A 14,382-nucleotide genomic window follows, 5' to 3' on the forward strand; every position below is an offset into this window, starting at 1 on the left:
TGGATGTAACTTAACAAGGAGATCGGCGCGAAGTCTTTCCGGAAACTTTCGGAAGCCTTGCGCCAGGGTCGGGTCAGCGCTCGACCGACCCCAGATCGCGGGCGCTGCCGACGATGCTGCGAGGCTGCGCCCGGCCGGATGCATCGAGCTGCCAGACCGGCTCATGACCGGCCAGCACAAGCGGCCACGGCGCGGCTGCATCGATCACCGCGCTGCCCGCCAGCGGGATCCAGGTGGCCAGGTCGATCGGCGCGCTGCTGCCCGAGATCAGCGCGGCGGTGCCATTGAGCTGTCCCGGCACCGGATGCCAGATGTCCGAATCCTGCCAGCCGCTCGACACCCAGTTGATGCCCAGGTTGACGATGCCCCCGCTGGTCCAGCCGGTGCCCACCTGCTGGGACATGCGCAGATTGCGCTGGGTGACGCTGTCGGCATAGATGACGATGTTGCCGTGCACCTCGGCCGTCTCCTCGGTGGTGGAGAGCTGCAGCAGCCAGGCGGTCTTTCCACCCAGCTGGAAGGTGTTGTGCTGCAGGTGCAGCGTGCCCTTGCGGTAGATCGGCTCGCCCCAGAGCGCGCCGGGCGAGCTGCCATAGTGGTCGCCGCCATAGTGGATGACGCTGCCGGTGTCGCCGGTCTTGCGGATCTGGTTGCCGATCACATGGGTGGTGCGGTAGGCGGGCAGCGCCAGCGCGGTGACCGGAAAGTCCTCGGCCTCGACCAGGTCGATCGCGTGCGCGCCTTCCTCGATGCGGTTGTAGCGCACCAGCAGCCCGGCCGAGCGGTCCTTGACCGAGTTGCCCAGCGCCCCGGCGCGCAGCGGGCCGTAGTGGTTGAACTCGATCACCGCGCCGATGCTCTGGGTGTAGGTGGTGTGCTCGGTGTAGCTGCCGGCGATGCCGTGGCCGTGCATGTGGTTGCCGGCAATGCGCAGGTTCCGGGTCTGGGCGAACTCGCCGTCATCGGTCGACTTGCTGAAGATCGCCATCTGGCAGTCGCTGATCTCGTTGTCGGCCAGCGTGATGTGGTGGCCGCGCTCGACCCAGATGCAGGCGCCGAAGGGCAGATAGCTCTTCGTGGCGCCGGCGGCGTCGCGGAAGGTGTAGGACGGATGGGCGCGCTGGATCTTCAGTCCGTCGATCTGCACATGCTGCGGATAGGCGGTCCAGCCCTGCGTGGCCAGCGGCTTGATGACGATGACCGAGCGGGCCTGGTGGATGTCGCTGGCGTAGGTGCTGCTGCCATAGGCCGAGGCCAGCGCGGCGCGGGTGGTGGCGCCGTTGCCGTCGATCACCGGCCGCGCGCCGTCGGCCGCGCGCACGCCGCAGATGCGCACCGGCGCATCGGCCGTGCCCTGCGCGGCGATCAGGAACTTGCCGGCATAGGGCGTCGCCGACGGAAAGATGCGCACCGTGTCGCCGGCCTTCAGGCCCTCCCAGGGCACCTGGTCGAGTGCGGTGTAGGCCTGCCCCGGGCCGACCGGATAGTCGATGCCCTTGCCGGAAGGAAGGCACGGCGGCATGTCCACCAGTGCGGGTGGCACCGGTGCCGGGGCGGGTGCGGGTGCGGGTGCGGGTGCGGGTGCGGGTGCGGGTGCGGGTGCCGGAGCGGGAGCGGGAGCGGGAGCGGGAGCAGTCTTGCCCTTGCCCCCGCCGCCACCCGCTTTTCCGGTGGTCTTGGCCGCCATCAGCTGCGCCAGCGGCGCGTCGGTGGCGGCACCGTTCTCGCCACCGCCGCAGCCGGCCAGCAGCGCCGCCGCACCGGCGAGCAGCATGGCCAGCCGGTCGAGCCGATGCGACCGGGAAGCGGCCCTGCATGACGAGCCAGGAAGAGGATGAGACATGAGCACGACTCCAGGTGGCCGCCCCCCACGGACGACCTGAAGCTCATGCTATGAGCCGATCTGGCAAAAACGAAGGCAGGGGTTCACGCGCCGAGCCCCCGAAATCACGGGGGTGGCCGCGCAGGCGGCTCCTCTGGCGTGACAGGCTGCGCGACAGCGCGGCCGCGCTACTTGACCAGCCGGTTCAGCCGCTCGGCGTCGAACTGCTCGGTGCGGTGCGCCTCGTCGGGCACGCAGGGGTCGGCCGGCAGCTCACGGGCGCGCGCCGAGAGCTTCTCGATCGCCTGCCACAGCAGCGCGATCTGGTGCTCGTGGCTGGAGGCGTTGTCGATCAGGCCCTTCATCGCCTGCGCGACCGGATCCTCGCCCTGCGTCACGCCATAGGCGGAGAAGCCCATGCGCGCGGCCGCGGCCTCGCGCTGGGCATCCTGCTGCGCGGCGATGATGCGCGCCGGGTTGCCCACCGCGGTGGCGCCGTCCGGCACCGGCTTGGTCACCACCGCACCGGAGCCCACGCGGGCGCCGTCGCCCACCGTGAAGCCGCCGAGCACACAGGCATTGGCGCCGACGATCACGCCGCGGCCCAGCGTCGGGTGGCGCTTGGCGCCCTTGACCAGCGAGGTGCCGCCCAGCGTCACGCCCTGGTAGATGGTGCAGTCGTCGCCGACCTCGGCCATCTCGCCGATGACGATGCCCATGCCGTGGTCGATGAAGACGCGCCGGCCGAAGGTGGCGCCGGGGTGGATCTCGATGCCGGTCAGGAAGCGGCCCCAGTTCGACAGCCAGCGGCCCAGCCACTTGAAGTCGCGCACCCAGAACCAGTGCGCCAGACGCTGGATCCACAGCGCATGCAGGCCCGGATAACAGGTCAGCACCTCCAGGCGCGAGCGGGCGGCCGGATCGCGTTCGAGGATGCAGTCGATGTCTTCTTTCAGGCGGCTGAACATGGCGGACTCGTGACGAGCTTCGGGAGGCGGCGCCGCAGCGTCGCCGACGAAAGCGAAGTGTAGGACGCGCGCCGATTTTCAGCCGCGACGCAGGATCTCGCGGGCGATGCCGCGCAGGATGCTGATCTCCTCGAGCGTCGGCTCGGCGCGGTTGAGCAGCTGGTTCAGGCGCGGCATCAGCTTGCGCGGCACCTTCGGATCGAGAAAGCCCAGATGCACCAGCGCCTGCTCCCAGTGGCCGAGCGCACCCTGCACCGCGTCGATGCCGGCGCAAGCGGCGTCGCGGGTGCGCGGCACCACCGGGAAACCGCCCAGCGCCTGACGCCACTCGTAGGCCAGCAGCTGCACCGCCTGCGCCAGGTTCAGCGAGCCGTAGTCGGGATTCGTCGGGATGGAGAGGCAGACATGGCAGCGGTAGACATCCTCGTTCGACAGCCCGAAGCGCTCGCTGCCGAACACGAAGGCGATCTTGTCGGGCCGCGCGGCCAGGCGCTCGAAGCAGGCGCGCGGCGCCTCCACCGGCGGGCCGAAGTCGCGCGGCGTCATCGCGGTGGCGCAGGCGATCTGCACGCCCTCGAGCGCCTCGTCCAGCGTCTCGACGATGCGCGCGCGCACCAGGATGTCGGCCGCGCCGCTGGCCATGGCCACCGTCTCCTCCTGGCTGAGCACGTCCCCGAAGCGCGGGGCCACCAGCACCAGCTCTGAAAATCCCATCACCTTCATCGCGCGGGCGGTGGAGCCGACATTGCCGGGGTGGCTGGTGCGGACCAGCACGAAACGGGTCGAGTCGGGGGCAGCAAGCACGGGAGAAGACCTTTCAGGCGCCGTTTTCCGGCGCGGACATCGTAGAATGACCGGTTATCTTAGGCGTTGCAGGCCAGCGTGGCCGCGCAGAACCCGCGCCCCGCTCTTTCCTTCCGCCAGCCCCTCGCCCCTTTCATTCGCCACTCGTCGAACCGAGTTCCGGAGCCGCATTCCCATGTCGCAAGCCTCTTTGCACCCCATGCTCAACATCGCCATCAAGGCCGCGCGCGCGGCCGGGGCGATCATCAACCGGGCCAGCCTCGACGTCGAGCGACTGACCGTGACCAGCAAGGGGCCCAACGACTTCGTCACCGAGGTCGACCAGGCGGCAGAGCAGGCGATCATCGACACCATTCGCCAGGCCTATCCGGGCCACGGCTTCCTGGCCGAGGAATCGGGCCGCTCGCAGGGCGCGCAGCACAGCGACTTCGTCTGGATCATCGATCCTCTGGACGGCACCACCAACTTCATCCACGGCTTCCCGCAGTACGCGGTCTCGATCGCGCTGGCCTTCAAGGGCAAGGTCGAGCAGGCGGTCGTCTACGACCCGAGCCGCAACGACCTGTTCTACGCCACCAAGGGCCGGGGCGCCTACCTCAACGACAAGCGCATTCGCGTCTCCAAGCGCATCCGCCTGGCCGACTCGCTGATCGGCACCGGATTTCCCTTCCGCAAGGGCGACAACTTCAAGCGCTACCTGAAGATCATGGAAGAGCTGATGCCCGCCTGCGCCGGCCTGCGCCGCCCGGGCGCGGCCGCACTCGACCTGTGCTATGTCGCGGCCGGCTGGTATGACGGCTTCTTCGAGACCGGCCTGAGCCCGTGGGACATCGCCGCCGGCTCGCTGATCGTCACCGAAGCGGGCGGCCTGATCGGCAACTTCACCGGCGAGGCCGACTACCTCTACCAGCGCGAGGTGATCGCCGCCACGCCCAAGGTCTACGGCCAGCTGGTGCAGATCCTCACCCCCTTCACCCGCATCATCAAGGAAGACGAGCCGGAAGCGCCGGTGGTCGAGGCCGCGCCGAAGGCCCGCAAGCCGCGCGTCAAGAAGGCCGAGACCGAGGGCGCCGACAGCCTGTCCGCCACGCCGACCCGCACCGTGCGCAAGGCCGCCCCGACGCAGCCGGGCAAGCTGGTGCCGCTCGACGAATACCTGGCCGCCACCCAGCCCGAGCTGGAGGCCGAAGCGCCGAAGGCCGAGCTGCCGGTCGATGTGCCGCTGTCGCCGGCCGCCGCGCTGGCCGCCGCCTTCGAGCCGATGCCCGAGGAAGCCGCAGCGGCGCCGGTCGTGATCCGCAAGGCGCCGACCCGCATCCGCAAGGAAGACATGCCGCCGAAGGAAGAGGCGCCGGCGGAAGCCCCGCGCCGCGGCCGCCGCCGCGACGGCGACGCGCCGTTCTGAGCCCCAGGCCGGGTCAGCCCGCGAAGACCCGGAAGCGGCCTGCGTCATGCGCGGCCGCATAGGCCGCCCAGTCCTGCTCGACCTGCAGCGCCATCGTCTCGGTGGTGTCGAGCATCGACGCGTGCCAGTCCTGGCGCTCGCCGAAGGCGATCAGCGCGTCCGTGGTCGCCGAGCCGCCCTGCCCGCCCGAGCGCAGCTGCGCCCAGGCCAGCAGCCGGCCCAGCGTCGCGGCGAAGTCGCGCAGCGCCTCGCCGGAGGTGGTGGCGCGGTCGAGCGAGACCCGGTCCTCGGTGGGCTGCAGCTCGCGCAGCACGCAGGGCATATCGCCCAGGCGCACCGCATGCAGCCAAGCCATCGGCACCGCCTGCAGCCGCTGCTGCAGCGTGACGATGCGGGTGGCCGCATCGGGCCAGGCCGGCTGCGTCACGCCATGCGCCGGCAGCAGCGCCTCCAGCGACGAGGGCACCGCCTGCTTCAGGTCCAGCAGACGCTGGCCGCTGTCGCCGCCCTCGCCCTGCACCAGCACCACCCAGCGCGCCAGCCCGAGCGAGCCGGTGCCGGCCACCCGACGCTCGACATCGAGCACCCGGAAGAAGTCAGGATCGGGCTGCGTCGCCGCGAAGTCGGCCATGAAGGCGCACACCTGCTGCTGCTCGGCCTCGGACGCCTTCAGCGCGCGCTTGCCGTCGACCTTCAGCCGGCGCGAGGCGCCGCGCCCGCTGCTGCGCTTGTCGAGAAACGCCTCGGCATCGCGGCGGCGCAGCTGGTCGAGCAGCTCGCGCACCACGCCATCGGCCACATCGCGCTCGATCCAGAAGGCCTTGCCGCGCCGCAGCGCCTGCACATAGGCCTGCAGCGTGGTGCGGCACAGCGCCCGCGCGGCCTCGGCGTCGATCTCCAGCGTGTCGGCGCCCACCCGCAGGCTGGCGAGCAGCCGCAGCAGGTCCCAGCTCGCCGGTGCCAGCGCCGACTCGTCGAAGTCGTTGATGTCGAAGTAGGTCTGGAGGTTGTCGCCCTCGTAGCTGCCGACGTTCTCGAAATGCAGGTCACCGCAGCTCCAGACGGGCGGCGCGCCGTCCGGCCCCGCAGCGAACAGCGCCAGCCCGGCCGGCAGCCGCCGCCAGAACAGAGGGCAGGTGGCACGCAGGAAGACGAAGGCGCTCTCGCGCATGCGGTCGTACTTGCGCTGCAGGCGCTCGGGCTCGCGGCCGGCGTTGTGCGCGAGGATCTGGTGAATGATGTCCATGCAGCATCGTAAGCCGCCGCATGCCCACCGCGCACTGCCGCTTGCCGACGGCACGGGCATCGGCGACATTTGCCATTCGCGAATTGCGAATCGACAATTGCCGACATCCTTCTGCCCTGCCGATGGACCTGAAACCCCAAGATCTCATGGTGCTGCTGAAAGTGGCGGCACACCCGTCTCGACACTGGACCTACGCCGCGCTGGGCGAAGCCCTGGGCATGAGCGCCTCGGAGACCCACGCCAGCGTGAAGCGGGCAGTCGCCTCCGGCCTGGCGGTCGCGCCGGCACGCGGCGAATGGACCCCGATCCGGCCGAACCTGCTGGAGTTCGTGCTGCACGGGGCGCGCTATGTCTGGCCCGCGACGATGGGACCGGTCAAGCGTGGCGTGCCCACATCGATCGGCATGGAGCCGCTGGCCAGCCAGATGCGGGTGGCACCGGGCGACGCACCGGTATGGGCTCACCCGACCGGCAGCGCCAAAGGGCCGACGCTCTCGCCGCTCTACCGGAGCGCCCCCCTGGCCGCCCTGACCGACCCAGCGCTGCATCGCCTGCTGGCGCTGCTGGACGCCTTGCGGACCGGACGGGCACGCGAGCGCACGCTGGCCGCCCAGCTGATGGAGGCCGAACTGACCCATCCCGTCCAGGAGCGTGCCGATGCGCGTCCATGACCCGAACCTGCCGGCCCTGCGCCAGGTCGCCGAGGCGCTGGGCGACCTGCGCGAGCAGGTGGTGTTCGTCGGTGGCGCAGTGGCCGGGCTGCTGGTGACCGACCCGCTGGCCGACAGCGTGCGCGCCACCCGGGACGTCGATGCGGTGGTGAATTCCAGCCGAGCCCTGTTCCACCGCATCGAGGCAGCCGTCGCCGAGCGCGGCTTCGCTCGGGACATCGGCAGCGACGTGATCTGCCGCTGGGTCCACAAGGCGTCCGGGGTGCTCTTCGACCTGATGCCGGTGCAGCCGGACGTGCTGGGCTTCTCGAACCGCTGGTATGCCTACGCAGTGGAAAGCGCCCGACCGGCAGACCTGGGCTCAGGCATCACGATCCGGCTGGTCAGCGCCGTGGCCTTCATCGCGACCAAGCTCGAGGCCTTCTCGAGTCGCGGCGGCGGCGACTTCCTGACCAGCCACGACCTCGAGGATGTGCTGAACATCGTCGACGGGCGCGAAGAACTCCTTGTCGAGATGGCCGGCGCGCCCGCCGAACTGCAGCAAGCCGTGGCGATCGCGTTCGGCACGCTGCTGCAGGACGGCGACTTCGCGAACGTGCTGCCCGGCCTGCTGGCCGAGCCGGAGCGAGCGGACCTCGTGATGGAGCGGCTGAAGGCCTTGGCCTCGCGCCGATGCGCCTTCTGAAGCCCGCTCGCTAAGATGGCGGGTTTTCCCGCCCACGGCGCCGCGACGCCGACACCCATGAGCAGAACCCCGACGACGCGCCCGGACACGGACGGCCTGGGCGGCCACACGCCGATGATGCAGCAGTACCTGCGCATCAAGGCCGATTTCCCCGACACGCTGGTGTTCTACCGCATGGGGGACTTCTACGAGCTGTTCTACGACGATGCGCGCCGCGCCAACCGGCTGCTGGACGTGACGCTGACCACCCGCGGCCAGAGCGCGGGCGAGCCGGTGGTGATGGCGGGCGTGCCGGTGCATGCGCTCGAGAACTATCTGGCCAAGCTGATCCGCCTGGGCGAGGCGGTGGCGATCGCCGAGCAGGTCGGCGAGGTGGGCGCGAGCAAGGGGCCGGTCGAGCGCAAGGTGGTGCGGGTGGTCACGCCGGGCACGGTGACCGACACCGAGCTGCTCGACGAGCGCCGCGACACCCGGCTGCTGGCGCTGGCAGTGCGCGGGCCGGCCGCGCAGCCGGTCTACGGCCTGGCCTGGCTGGCGCTGGCCAGCGGCCAGCTCGGCCTGACCGAATGCGGCGAGCGCGAGCTGGCGGCCTGGCTGTCGCGGCTGGCGCCGGCCGAGGTGCTGATCAGCGGCGAGCTGCACGAGGAGCGCCGGCCGCTGGCGCTGCGCCAGGCCGGCGTGCCGCTGACCTCGCGGCCGCACTGGCAGTTCGATCCGGCGCTGGGCGAGCGCAAGCTGCGCGAGCAGCTCAAGGTCGCGCATCTGGCCGGCTTCAACGCGCAGGACCTGCACGCCGCGCATGCCGCGGCCTCCGCGCTGCTGGGCTATGCCGAGCACACCCAGGGCCGGGCGCTGTCGCATGTCAGCACGCTGACGGTCGAGCGCGCCCACGCGCTGCTGGAGCTGCCGCCGGCGACGCTGCGCAACCTCGAGATCACCCAGACGCTCAAGGGCGAGACCGCGCCCACGCTGCTGAGCCTGCTCGACAGCTGCCGCACCGGCATGGGCAGCCGCATGCTGCGCCAGTGGCTGACCCACCCGCCGCGCGAGCGCGAGCCGGCGCGCCGGCGCCTCGAGGCGATCGAGGTGCTGCAGGCCGCGCACGCGGTCGAGCCGCTGCGCGACGCGCTGCGCCAGGTCAGCGACGTGCAGCGCACCAGCGCGCGCACCGCGCTGCGCCAGGTGCGCCCGCGCGAGCTGGCGGGCCTGCGCGAGACGCTGGCGGTGCTGCCCGAGCTGCGCCGCCAGGTGCCCGAGGACGGCGCGCTGCTGGCCGACCTTCACGCCGCGCTGACGCCGGACGCGGCCATCGCCGAGCTGCTGCACCGCGCCGTCGCGCCGGAGCCGGCGGTGCTGCTGCGTGACGGCGGCGTCATCGCCACCGGCTTCGATCCGGACCTGGACGAGCTGCGCGCCATCTCGTCCAACTGCGACGCCTTCCTGCTGGAGATGGAGGCGCGCGAGCGGCTGCGCACCGGCATCCAGAACCTGCGGGTGCAGTACAACAAGGTGCACGGCTTCTACATCGAGGTCACCAACGGGGCCATCGACCGGGTGCCGCTGAACTACCAGCGCCGCCAGACGCTGAAGAACGCCGAGCGCTTCATCACGCCGGAACTCAAGGCCTTCGAGGACAAGGCGCTCTCGGCGCAGGAGCGGGCGCTGGCGCGGGAGAAGTGGCTGTGGGAGCAGCTGCTCGACGCGCTGCAGCCGCACCTGGCGGCGCTGTCCGAGCTGGGCCGCGCGCTGGCCTCGCTGGACGTGCTCGCCGCACTGGCCGAGCGCGCACGCACGCTCGACTGGTGCCGGCCGGACTTCGTGCCGCAGCCCTGCATCGAGATCGAGCGCGGCCGCCATCCGGTGGTCGAGGCGCGGCTGGCCGAGTCGGGCGCCGGCAGCTTCATTCCCAACGACTGCCGGCTCGATGCCGCGCGGCGCCTGCTGGTCATCACCGGCCCGAACATGGGCGGCAAGAGCACCTTCATGCGCCAGGTGGCGCTGACGGTGCTGCTGGCGGCGATCGGCTCCTTCGTGCCGGCCTCGCGCTGTCGGCTGGGGCCGATCGACGCGATCCACACCCGCATCGGCGCAGCCGACGACCTGGCCAACGCCCATTCCACCTTCATGATGGAGATGACCGAGGCCGCCGCCATCCTGCACGGCGCCACCGAGCACTCGCTGGTGCTGATGGACGAGATCGGCCGCGGCACCTCGACCTTCGACGGCCTGGCGCTGGCCGGCGCGATCGCCAGCCACCTGCACGACCGCAACCGCGCCTTCGCGCTGTTCGCCACCCACTACTTCGAGCTGACCGAGTTCCCCGCGAAGCACCGCCACGCGCTGAACATGCATGTCTCGGCAGCCGAGTCCGGCGACGACATCGTCTTCCTGCACGCGATCGAGCCCGGGCCGGCCAGCCGCAGCTACGGCGTGCAGGTGGCGCGGCTGGCCGGCATGCCGGCGGCGGTGCTGCGCCAGGCGCGCCAGACGCTCGAGCAGCTCGAAGCGCAGAAAAGCGCCGGCACCCCGCAGATCGACCTGTTCGCCACGCCGCCGGAGCCGCAGCCCGAGTTGCAGCCCGAGCTGACACCGGAGCCGGTCGCAGCCGCCGCGGCCGCGGTGGCCGACCCGCACGCCGCAGCCGTGCTGGAAGCGGTGCGCGCGCTCGACCCTGATACCCTCACTCCCCGTTCCGCGCTCGACGCGCTCTATCAACTCCGGGCCCTGGCCGCCCGCACCCCGTCATGACCTACTGTGTCGGCATCCGGCTCAACGCCGGCCTCGTCTTCCTCTCTGACTCGCGCACCAACGCCGGTCTCGACGCGATCAGCACCTTCCGCAAGATGATGGTCTACGAGAAGGCCGGCGACCGCTGCATGGTGCTGCTGTCGGCAGGCAACCTGTCGATCTCGCAGTCGGTGCGCGAGATCCTGCAGGTCGAGAAGATCCCGGCGCCGGACGGCGGCGAGCCGATCACGATCTGGAACGCCAGGAGCATGTTCGACGCCACCCGCGTGCTGGGCGCGGCGGTGCGCCGGGTCTACGAGACCGACGGCCCGGCGCTGCGCGCGGCCGGCATCGACTTCAACTGCTCGATGATCTTCGGCGGCCAGATCGGCGACGAGGGCATGCGACTGTTCCTGGTCTACTCGGCCGGCAACTTCATCGAGGCCACCCGCGAGACCTGCTTCTTCCAGGTCGGCGAGTCGAAGTACGGCAAGCCGATCCTCGACCGGGTGCTCACGCCCAGCACGCCGCTGGACGAGGCGGCCAAGTGCGCGCTGGTGTCGATGGACTCGACGCTGAAGTCCAACCTGTCGGTCGGCCTGCCGCTGGACCTGCTGGTCTACCGCAACGGCGACCTGAAGGCCGAGCGCATCGTGTGCATCGACGAGAAGAATCCGTACTTCAAGATGATCCACGACACCTGGGGCCAGCGTCTGCGCGAGGTGTTCGAGGGCATCGAGCACCCGGAATGGAGCGGCGACGGCGCCACGGCCGAGTTCCCGCTGATGGTCGAGTCCGAGCGCTACGAGACGATGCGCAAGATCACCCACCCGGGCGAGAAGATCGTCTGATCGCGATGGAAGCGCCCGGCACGATCATCTTCAGCCACGGCAACGGCTTTCCCGCCGGCACCTATCGCCAGATGCTCGAGGTCTGGCGCGAGGCCGGCTGGCGGGTCGAGGCGCTGCCGATGTACGGCCACGATCCGGCGCATCCGGTCAGCAGCAACTGGCCGCGGCTGCGCGACCAGCTGATCGGCTTCGCCAGCGGCCTGCCGGTCACGCCGGGGCCGCGGGTGCTGGTCGGGCACTCGATGGGCGGACTGCTCAGCCTGAAGGCGGCGCTGCACCGCCCGGAACTGGCCGATGCGGTGCTGCTGCTGGACTCGCCGGTGGTCGGCGGCTGGCGGGCGCAGAGCGTGCGGCTGGCCAAGGCGACCCGGCTGATCGCGCGGGTCTCGCCGGGGCGCATCGCCGCACGACGGCGCATGCACTGGCCCTCGGTGGACGCCGCGCGCGCGCATTTCGGCGCCAAGTCGATCTTCGCGCGCTGGGCGCCGGGCGTGCTCGACGACTATCTGGCCTGCGGCCTGGTGCCGGCGGGCCGCACCGACGCGGACGGCGTGCGGCTGGCCTTCGACCGCCAGGTCGAGGCGCGCATCTACGACACGCTGCCGCACACGCTGGACCGCCTGATCGCGCGCCAGCCGCTGCGCTGTCCGGTCGGCTTCCTCGCGGGCACCCAGTCGCGCGAGCTGCGCCAGGCCGGGCTGGCCGCCACCCGCCGGCTGGTGGGCGAGCGGCTGCAGTGGATCGAGGGCAGCCATCTCTTTCCGATGGAAAAGCCGGGCGAGGCCGCCCGGCGGGTGCTGGAGATGCTGGCGGGCATGCCGGGCCGGCATGCCGCGGCCGCGGACGCTCACTTGGGCAGCGTGTTCCAGTAGCGCACCAGCGCACGCAGTGCCTCGGGCTTGTTGGTCGGCGCGGCCAGACCGGCCTGGTCGGCCTTGTTGACGCCGTGGCAGGACGCGCAGACCCGCACCTCGCCCGGCTGGAAGGTGATCCAGACCCGCTCGCGCACCACCGGCGTGCCGACGGTGTCGGTCGTCTGCCAGGTCACCGCGCGGTTGGCCGGCACGAAGGCCGCGGTCGAGCCATCGGCGGCGATCTTCACGCTGCCGCTCGGGCCGGAGGTGTTGGGCACGTTCTTGCCGGTCACCGTCGCGGGAATCGGCTGCGCGATCGGGCGCCGCCCCGAACGGCTGGTGTAGCCACGCACCGAATCGGCCTGCAGGATCTGGTAGTGGGCGATGTCGTAGACCTTGCCGGTGTTGCCGACCCGCTTCGTGCCGCCGGGCACCTGCAGGTTGTAGGGCTGCTGCTTGTCGGCGCGGTCGCGCGAGGTCTGGTTGCGGGTGACGATCAGCGCCAGGTTGTTGGTCTTCATCCAGGCGCGCAGCGCGGTCTCGCTGATGCCCTCCTCGGCCAGGATGGCCTTCTCGGGCGCCGACAGGGCCGACTCGGTGCGCATCGTCGGGCGGGTGCGGGCGACGACCTCGACCGGATCGAGCTCCCACAGCGGACCGCTGTAGCTCTTCTTGGTGTCCGGATCCCACCAGCTCACCGTCTTGCTGATGCCACCCGTCAGCGAGGTGCCCGCGCTGTACTGCCGGGTGGTGGCGTTGTAGCCCAGCAGCCGCACGGTGAAGCGGGCGTTCTGGAAGGCGCCCACCGTCACGCTCGGCGCGTAGCTGGCCACCATCTGGCCGTCGGCCAGCGGCGTGGGCGAGCGGTAGCGGCCGGTCGCCAGCGTGGGGTCGCTGGCATCGGTGAACACCATCTGCTCGGCATTCATGCCGGCGCCGCCGGTGAAGCGCACGATCTGGCTCGCGCCCAGCTCGTTGAATTCGCGGCCGTAGATGCCGTAGAAGGTGCCGGGCGTGCGCAGGTCCTCGCGGATCTGGTAGACGCCGCCGTCATGGCGGATGGTCTTCTTGTTGGCCGCATAGCCGTCGCTGTAGTAGTCGCGCAGCGCGCTGTCGCTGGAGAAGCTGCGGGTGAACAGCGTCGGCATCAGCTCGTGGCGGCCGATGTGGTTGAGGGTTTCCTCACCCGTGCCGTCCTCGTTCATCTGCCAGGGCGAGAACAGGTTGAAGTCGTGGCCGTTGACCGGGCCGTAGCTGCTGGTGCTGCTGCCCAGCGGCTCGGGAAAGACCTCGCTGGCGCTGGCCAGCTTCGCAGCGCCCGAGGCCTCGCTGGCGTAGTTCACCGCGCCCAGGCCGCTGGTGTTCTGGTCGCGCTTGAGGTGATCCCAGCGGGTGAAGACGATCCGCCCGGCACTGTCGATGAAGGGCGTGAACGCGCCGCTGACCGAGTGGCTGAGCAGCCGAAGCTCGGCGGTGGCCGGGTTCAGGCGCCACACGCCGGTGTTGGTCGGCGTGCTCTCGTATTCGTCGAGCTGCGGATAAAGATGCGCCTCGCCGCCGCGCGGACGGTCGGAGGTGAACAGGATGCGGTCATCGGTGCCGTACAGCGGCGACACGTTGTTGTAGGCGGCCGGCTGGTTGGCGACCTTGGTGATCTTGACGGTCGCGCCCTTGGCCAGCCCGGTGACCTCGTAGATCTGCCACTTCACGTCGACATCGTAGTACTGGCGGGTCGGCGCGCCGACCACCATGCTGATCAGCGCCTTGGTGCCGCTCCAGTGCACGCTGGGCTCGCGCACCGCGATCGCCTTGCTGCCCTGCAGGCCGTCCATGCCGAAGCCGGCCTCCTTGGTCAGGTTGCGCAGCGTGCCGTCGGGATAGCGGATCATCAGGTCGCCGCCACGGGGCGCACGCTGGATCTGCGGAATGTGATTGGCAAAGGTGCCCAGCCGGGTCGCCATGTCGACCGTGGTGGTGAACGGCACCTGGGTGACGAACAGGATCGGGTTGGTCAGCGTGCCGGTGGCCGCGGCGGTGACGGTGGTGGAAGTGGTCGCCGCAGGGCTGGTGGCGACAGGCGCCGTCACCGTGGTGCCGGTGCTGGTGCTGACCGGCGTGAGCGTCACGGCGCTGGTGCGGGTCGAAACCGTGCGCACCGCCTGTGCCTGTGCCTCGGGTGCCGCCAGATTGTCGGCCGTGGTGCTCGACGCGCTGGCCAGGGGAATATCGGCATCGCTGCCTCCGCCGCAGGCGCTCAGCACCGCGATCTGGCAGAGGGTCAGTGCCAGGACGGCAGGGCGGCGGTGGGACGGGAAAAGAAAGGTGGACATCTCGGGCCTCAGCTCAACT

Annotated in this window: 10 protein-coding genes and 1 pseudogene; 6 read left to right on the forward strand and 5 right to left on the reverse strand. The window is 70.7% G+C overall.

The window, feature by feature from the left end:
* Window positions 1-73: 73 nt before the first annotated feature.
* The 3 genes from HZU84_RS14820 to HZU84_RS14830 all read right to left on the reverse strand — a co-directional run bounded on the left by HZU84_RS14820 (window position 74) and on the right by HZU84_RS14830 (window position 3,594).
* Complete coding sequence (locus HZU84_RS14820) at window positions 74-1,774, reverse strand: right-handed parallel beta-helix repeat-containing protein (RefSeq protein WP_180692982.1); 1,701 nt, start codon at window positions 1,772-1,774, stop codon at window positions 74-76.
* Window positions 1,775-2,010: 236 nt separating this feature from the next.
* Window positions 2,011-2,790: a serine O-acetyltransferase gene (gene cysE / locus HZU84_RS14825; protein ID WP_149502749.1), complete on the reverse strand. Its 780-nt coding sequence runs from the start codon at window positions 2,788-2,790 to the stop codon at window positions 2,011-2,013.
* A 78-nt stretch (window positions 2,791-2,868) separates the two neighbouring features.
* A complete protein-coding gene (locus HZU84_RS14830; RefSeq protein ID WP_149502748.1) occupies window positions 2,869-3,594 on the reverse strand; it encodes an RNA methyltransferase in 726 nt (241 codons plus the stop codon).
* A gap of 175 nt (window positions 3,595-3,769) precedes the next feature.
* Between HZU84_RS14830 and HZU84_RS14835 the strand changes: the two are divergent.
* Window positions 3,770-4,592, forward strand: a pseudogene (locus HZU84_RS14835) (inositol monophosphatase family protein); the annotation flags it as partial.
* Window positions 4,593-5,012: 420 nt separating this feature from the next.
* On the opposite strand, the gene HZU84_RS14840 reads toward HZU84_RS14835, so the two are convergent.
* Window positions 5,013-6,245 (reverse strand): DUF2252 domain-containing protein, encoded by a 1,233-nt coding sequence (locus tag HZU84_RS14840; protein ID WP_149502747.1) that lies wholly within the window; start codon window positions 6,243-6,245, stop codon window positions 5,013-5,015.
* Window positions 6,246-6,367: 122 nt separating this feature from the next.
* Here HZU84_RS14840 and HZU84_RS14845 point away from each other — a divergent pair, with 122 nt between their 5' ends.
* Genes HZU84_RS14845 through HZU84_RS14865 form a run of 5 tightly spaced genes read left to right on the forward strand, consistent with a single transcriptional unit; the run spans window position 6,368 to window position 12,051 of the window.
* A complete protein-coding gene (locus tag HZU84_RS14845; protein WP_149502746.1) occupies window positions 6,368-6,916 on the forward strand; it encodes a MarR family transcriptional regulator in 549 nt (182 codons plus the stop codon).
* The gene (locus HZU84_RS14850; RefSeq protein WP_149502745.1) at window positions 6,903-7,601 is read left to right on the forward strand and encodes a nucleotidyl transferase AbiEii/AbiGii toxin family protein; all 699 of its coding nucleotides are present in this window, start codon (window positions 6,903-6,905) and stop codon (window positions 7,599-7,601) included. The genes HZU84_RS14845 and HZU84_RS14850 overlap by 14 nt, the downstream gene beginning before the upstream one ends.
* 57 nt (window positions 7,602-7,658) lie before the next feature.
* Window positions 7,659-10,349 (forward strand): DNA mismatch repair protein MutS, encoded by a 2,691-nt coding sequence (gene mutS, locus HZU84_RS14855; RefSeq protein WP_244954422.1) that lies wholly within the window; start codon window positions 7,659-7,661, stop codon window positions 10,347-10,349.
* The gene (locus tag HZU84_RS14860; RefSeq protein WP_149502744.1) at window positions 10,346-11,179 is read left to right on the forward strand and encodes a proteasome-type protease; all 834 of its coding nucleotides are present in this window, start codon (window positions 10,346-10,348) and stop codon (window positions 11,177-11,179) included. Before mutS ends, HZU84_RS14860 begins: the two co-directional genes overlap by 4 nt.
* Before the next feature lie 5 nt (window positions 11,180-11,184).
* Entirely contained in the window at window positions 11,185-12,051 is an 867-nt protein-coding gene (locus tag HZU84_RS14865) for an alpha/beta fold hydrolase (RefSeq protein ID WP_149502743.1), read from the forward strand.
* Here HZU84_RS14865 and HZU84_RS14870 read toward each other — a convergent pair.
* Complete coding sequence (locus HZU84_RS14870; protein ID WP_149502742.1) at window positions 12,027-14,363, reverse strand: HzsA-related protein; 2,337 nt, start codon at window positions 14,361-14,363, stop codon at window positions 12,027-12,029. The genes HZU84_RS14865 and HZU84_RS14870 overlap by 25 nt on opposite strands.
* Window positions 14,364-14,382 lie beyond the last annotated feature (19 nt).

Source organism: Sphaerotilus sulfidivorans (genome assembly GCF_013426975.1).
Taxonomy (GTDB): domain Bacteria; phylum Pseudomonadota; class Gammaproteobacteria; order Burkholderiales; family Burkholderiaceae_C; genus Sphaerotilus; species Sphaerotilus sulfidivorans.

Excerpts from the sequence above, each read along its gene's own strand:
- HZU84_RS14870 (WP_149502742.1), bottom strand. The coding sequence starts at position 14,363 with ATGTCCACCTTTCTTTTCCCGTCCCACCGCCGCCCTGCCGTCCTGGCA.
- HZU84_RS14860 (WP_149502744.1), top strand. The coding sequence starts at position 10,346 with ATGACCTACTGTGTCGGCATCCGGCTCAACGCCGGCCTCGTCTTCCTC.
- HZU84_RS14865 (WP_149502743.1), top strand. The coding sequence starts at position 11,185 with ATGGAAGCGCCCGGCACGATCATCTTCAGCCACGGCAACGGCTTTCCC.
- mutS (WP_244954422.1), top strand. The coding sequence starts at position 7,659 with ATGAGCAGAACCCCGACGACGCGCCCGGACACGGACGGCCTGGGCGGC.
- HZU84_RS14845 (WP_149502746.1), top strand. The coding sequence starts at position 6,368 with ATGGACCTGAAACCCCAAGATCTCATGGTGCTGCTGAAAGTGGCGGCA.
- HZU84_RS14840 (WP_149502747.1), bottom strand. The coding sequence starts at position 6,245 with ATGGACATCATTCACCAGATCCTCGCGCACAACGCCGGCCGCGAGCCC.
- cysE (WP_149502749.1), bottom strand. The coding sequence starts at position 2,790 with ATGTTCAGCCGCCTGAAAGAAGACATCGACTGCATCCTCGAACGCGAT.
- HZU84_RS14850 (WP_149502745.1), top strand. The coding sequence starts at position 6,903 with ATGCGCGTCCATGACCCGAACCTGCCGGCCCTGCGCCAGGTCGCCGAG.
- HZU84_RS14820 (WP_180692982.1), bottom strand. The coding sequence starts at position 1,774 with ATGCTGCTCGCCGGTGCGGCGGCGCTGCTGGCCGGCTGCGGCGGTGGC.